The following is a 4,684-nucleotide window of genomic DNA, read 5'->3' as shown; positions in this document are numbered from 1 at the left end:
GAGAAGCCCGGCATCATCAGTTTTGCGGGCGGCCTGCCCTCGCCCAAGACCTTTCCCGTCGAGGCCTTTGCCGCCGCCTGCGCCACCGTGCTCAAGACCGACGGCAACGCCGCGCTGCAGTACGCGTCCAGCGAAGGGCTGCCCGCGCTGCGCGAGTGGATCGCCGGTCAGCTGCCCTGGGACGTGAGCCCCGATCAGGTGCTCATCACCACCGGCAGCCAGCAGGGCCTGGACCTGGTGGCCAAGGTGCTGATCGACGAAGGCAGCACCGTGCTGGTGGAAACGCCCACCTACCTGGGCGCGCTGCAGGCGTTCACGCCCATGGAACCCACCATCGTGAGCATCAACAGCGACGCCGAAGGCATCGACGTGGCCGATCTGGTCCAGAAGGCCAAGGGTGCCCGCTTCCTGTACGTGCTGCCCAACTTCCAGAACCCCACCGGCCGCAGCATGAGCGAGCCGCGCCGCGCCGCGCTGGTGACCGCCGCCCAGACCGCGGGCCTGCCCATCGTGGAAGACAACCCCTATGGCGACCTGTGGTTCGACCAGCCGCCGCCCAAGCCGCTGACCGCACGCAACCCCGAGGGCTGCATCTACCTGGGCTCGTTCTCCAAGGTGCTGGCGCCCGGCCTGCGCCTGGGCTACGTGGTGGCGCCCAAGGCCATCATGCCCAAACTGCTGCAGGCCAAGCAGGCGGCCGACCTGCACAGCCCGACCTTCAACCAGCGCATGGTGGCCGAGGTGCTCAAGGACGGCTTCATCGACCGCCATGTGCCCAACATCCGCGCGCTCTACAAGAGCCAGTGCGCGGCCATGCTGGACGCGCTCAACACCGACATGGCGGGGCTGGACGTGCAGTGGAACTCGCCCGACGGCGGCATGTTCCTGTGGGTGCGCCTGCCTGAAGGCCTGAACGCGGTGGAGCTGCTGCCCAAGGCGGTGGACAAGGGCGTGGCCTTCGTGCCCGGCGCCGCGTTCTACGCCGACCACGCCGACCCGCGCACCCTGCGCCTGTCGTTCGTGACGGCCAGCGTGGAGCAGATCCACATCGGCATCAAGGCCCTGGCGGAAGCCATCCGCGAAGCGGTGAACTGAGGTTCCAGCCATGCTGCGCCTCTGGGGTCGCATCAGCTCGATCAATGTGCGCAAGGTGGTGCTGTGCGCGCAGGTGCTCGGCCTACCGTTCGAACGCATCGATGCCGGGCTGTCCTACGGCGTGGTGAACACACCCGACTACCGCCGCCAGAACCCCAACGGCCTGGTGCCGCTGCTCGAAGACGGCGACTTCACGCTCTGGGAATCGAACGCGATCGTGCGTTACCTCTGTGCCCGCGAGGGTTCGGCGCTCTATCCCCAAGACATCCGGCAACGCTTCGACGCCGAACGCTGGATGGACTGGCAGCAGACCACGCTCAACCCCGCCGGCAGCCCCGGCTTCAAGCAGCTGATCCGCACGCCCGAGGCGCAGCGCGACCCGGCCGCCATCGCGGCCTCGGTGGCGGCGACCGAGGCACTGTTCGCTCAGCTCGACAGACACCTCGCGCGCCAGCCATGCATGGCGGGCGACGCGCTGACCATGGCCGACATCCCGATCGCCTGCGAAGTGCACCGCTGGTGGGGCCTGCCCCTGCAGCGCCCCGACTGGCCGCACCTCGAACGCTGGTACGCCCATTGGCTGGCGATGCCGGCCAGCCGCGGCGTGCTCGACCTGCCCCTGTCCTGACCCTCGGAGTTTTCATGCCGCAACGCCCGTTCCAGCAAGTCGACGTCTTCACGAGCACGCCCTACCGCGGCAACCCGCTGGCGGTGGTGCTCGACGGTGCCGGCCTGTCCACAGCCGAGATGCAGCACTTCACGAACTGGACCAACCTGTCGGAGTGCACCTTCCTGCTGCCGCCCACCGAGGAGGGTCGCGCCAACGGGGCCGACTACCGGGTGCGCATCTTCTGCCCGGGCCGGGAGCTGCCGTTTGCCGGCCACCCCACGCTGGGCAGCTGCCACGCCTGGCTGCAGGCCGGCGGCGTGCCGCGCGGCGAGCATGTGGTGCAGGAATGTGGCGTGGGGCTGGTGAAGATCAAACGTGACGGCGCGCGACTCGCATTTGCGGCGCCTCCGCTGATCAAGAGCGGCCCGCTGTCTGAAGAAGATGTGCAGCTCATCGCCCGCGGCCTGGGCGTGGCACGCGAGGACATCACCGCGCACGCCTGGTGCGACAACGGCCCCAACTGGCGTGGCGTGATGCTGCGCAGCGCGGAACAGGTGCTGGCGCTGCGACTCGACGCCACCATCCTCGCCGGGCTGGACATCGGCGTGGTCGGGCCGCGTGGCAAGGTCGGCGTGGTCGGCCCGCAAGACGCGGGCGACACGCAGTTCGAGGTGCGCGCCTTCTTCCCCGGCAACAACGGCATGGCCGAAGACCCGGTGACCGGCAGCCTGAACGCCGCGCTGGCGCAGTGGCTGATCGGCGCTGGCCTGGCGCCCGAGCGCTACGTGGCGGCCCAGGGCACGGCCCTGGCGCGCGAAGGCCGCGTGCACATCCAGCGCGACGCCGACGGCACGGTCTGGGTCGGTGGCGCCAGCGTCAGCTGCGTCAGCGGCACGGTGCAGCTGTGAAGGCGCTGGGCGCAGCGCACATCGACCACCTGGTGGTGGCAGCGGCCACCCTGGCCGAGGGTGTGGCCTGGTGCGAGGCCACCCTGGGCGCAACGCCCGGCCCGGGCGGCGCGCACGCGCTGTTCGGCACGCACAACCGGCTGCTGCGCCTGCACAGCGCCGGGCACCCGCAGGCCTACCTGGAAATCATCGCCATCGACCCGGCGGCCACGCCCACGCGGGCCGCGCCGCTGCGGCGCTGGTTCGACCTGGACGACCCGACCCTGCGCCAGCGGCTGCAGGACGAAGGACCGCAACTGGTCCACTGGGTGGCCAGCGTGCCCGATCTCGACGCCGCCTGTGCCCAGCTGCGCGCGCTGGGCATCGAGCGTGGCCCCGTCATCGAAGCCTCGCGCCCCACGCCGCAGGGCCTGCTGCGCTGGCGCATCACGGTGCGCGACGACGGCCAGCGCCTGTTCGGCGGCGCGCTGCCCACGCTGATCCAGTGGGGCGACACGCACCCCGCCGACGGCATGACCGACGCCGACCTGCGCCTGCAAGGCCTGACGCTGCAGCACCCCGACGCCGACCGGCTGCGGGCCGCGCTGACCGCCATCGGTCTGAACAGCCTGGACGGACTGGATGGCGTGGCCGTGCAGCCCGGCCCGGCCGGCCTGCGGGCCGAGCTGCACACCGCCACCGGCCACCCCCTGGTCTTGAACCCGAGCACCCCCACATGAGCCTGCCCAGCCTGTCCGACATCGAAGCCGCCGCCCAGGTGGTCTACCGCTCGTTCCCACCCACGCCGCAGTACCGCTGGGCCCTGCTCAGCGAACGCCTGGGCACCGGGTGCTGGGTCAAGCACGAGAACCACACGCCGGTGGGCGCGTTCAAGATCCGCGGCGGGCTGACCTATTTCGACCAGCTGCACCAATGCGGCGAACTGCCGCGCGAGGTGATCAGCGCCACGCGCGGCAACCATGGCCAGAGCATGGGCTGGGCGGCGCGCGCGCACGGCGTGGACTGCACCATCGTCGTGCCGCGCGGCAATTCGCTGGAAAAGAACGCCGCCATGCGCGCGCTGGGCGTGCGGCTGATCGAACACGGCGACGACTTCCAGGACAGCCGCGAACACGCCCAGCGCCTGGCCGCCGAACGCGGCGCGCACATGGTGCCCAGCTTCCACACCGACCTGCTGCGCGGCGTGAGCACCTACTGGTGGGAATTCTTCAAGGCGGTGCCGCAGCTCGACGTGGTTTACGTGCCCATCGGCCAGGGTTCGGGCGCCTGTTCGGCGGTCGCGGCCCGGCAGGCGCTGGGCCACCCGGCGCGCATCGTCGGCGTGGTCAGCGCGCACGCCACCACCTACGCGGACTCCATCGCCGCCGGACGGGTGGTCGAAGCGCCGGTCACCACGCAGCTGGCCGACGGCATGGCCTGCCGCGTGGCCGACGCGCAGGCGCTGGCCGTGCTGGCGCCGCACCTCGATCACATCGTGCAGGTGACCGACGACGAAGTGGCCGCCGCCATGCGCGCCCTGTTCGCCGACACCCACAACGTGGCCGAAGGCGCGGGCGCCGCGGCCTTTGCGGCGGCGATGCAGGAAAAAGAAAGCCTCCAGGGGCTGAACGTGGGGGTCACGCTGTGCGGCGGCAACGTCGACAGCGCCACCTTTGCCAAGGTGCTCGCGGGGTAGAAGAATCCCCCCCGCGCCGCCTGCGGCGTGCCTTGCAGGCCGCGCCACCGTCAGAGCCGGTGTCACTTCGGGCTGTCCCAGTCTGCGCAGGCAGACTTGGAGCCGCAGCCCTCAGCCCCCCAGGGAGCGATGCGTGTGGCCCGGCAAAGCCGGTTCCGCGGTGCCCTTGAAACCACTTCCCCTCGATCCACGACGCATCCGGAGCTCGTGCCCGCTTCAAGGATGCGGTGGAACCGGCTTCGCCGGGCCACTCGCATCGCCCCCTTGAGGGGGTGACGCCGCAGGCGGCGCGGGGGTGGGTCTACTTCCCGACCAGCTGGTTGAGCCTCTCCGCTTCGAAGTGCTCTTCCTTGGCCGCGTCGGGAGGCACGCAGTCCCCGCCCGGCTGTTCACAGG

At 70.8% G+C, this 4,684-nt stretch carries 5 protein-coding genes; all 5 read left to right on the top strand.

The annotated features are described in order from the left end of the window. Positions 1-1,095, top strand: a 1,095-nt coding sequence (locus ACR2JA_RS10760) for a PLP-dependent aminotransferase family protein (protein ID WP_434009079.1), incomplete at its 5' end; no start/stop codon positions are given. Between the two features lie 10 nt (positions 1,096-1,105). Beyond that, on the top strand, positions 1,106-1,723 hold the full coding sequence (locus ACR2JA_RS10755) for a glutathione S-transferase family protein (RefSeq protein WP_434009078.1): 618 nt from the start codon (positions 1,106-1,108) through the stop codon (positions 1,721-1,723). Positions 1,724-1,737: 14 nt separating this feature from the next. Continuing rightward, positions 1,738-2,613, top strand: a complete 876-nt coding sequence (locus ACR2JA_RS10750; protein ID WP_434009077.1) for a PhzF family phenazine biosynthesis protein — start codon at positions 1,738-1,740, stop codon at positions 2,611-2,613. Beyond that, entirely contained in the window at positions 2,610-3,332 is a 723-nt protein-coding gene (locus ACR2JA_RS10745) for a VOC family protein (RefSeq protein WP_434009076.1), read from the top strand. The genes ACR2JA_RS10750 and ACR2JA_RS10745 overlap by 4 nt, the downstream gene beginning before the upstream one ends. Further along, positions 3,329-4,288, top strand: a complete 960-nt coding sequence (locus ACR2JA_RS10740) for a threonine dehydratase (protein WP_434009075.1) — start codon at positions 3,329-3,331, stop codon at positions 4,286-4,288. The genes ACR2JA_RS10745 and ACR2JA_RS10740 overlap by 4 nt, the downstream gene beginning before the upstream one ends. The last annotated feature ends 396 nt before the right edge of the window (positions 4,289-4,684 follow it).

Source organism: Hydrogenophaga sp., from assembly GCF_051007235.1.
Classification (GTDB): Bacteria; Pseudomonadota; Gammaproteobacteria; order Burkholderiales; family Burkholderiaceae_C; genus Hydrogenophaga.
The sequence above is the reverse complement of the archived record's forward strand: the minus strand, read 5'-3'. Positions and strand labels throughout refer to the sequence as shown.

Coding starts and splice junctions, on each gene's coding strand:
- ACR2JA_RS10750 (WP_434009077.1), top strand. CDS start 1,738: ATGCCGCAACGCCCGTTCCAGCAAGTCGACGTCTTCACGAGCACGCCC.
- ACR2JA_RS10740 (WP_434009075.1), top strand. CDS start 3,329: ATGAGCCTGCCCAGCCTGTCCGACATCGAAGCCGCCGCCCAGGTGGTC.
- ACR2JA_RS10755 (WP_434009078.1), top strand. CDS start 1,106: ATGCTGCGCCTCTGGGGTCGCATCAGCTCGATCAATGTGCGCAAGGTG.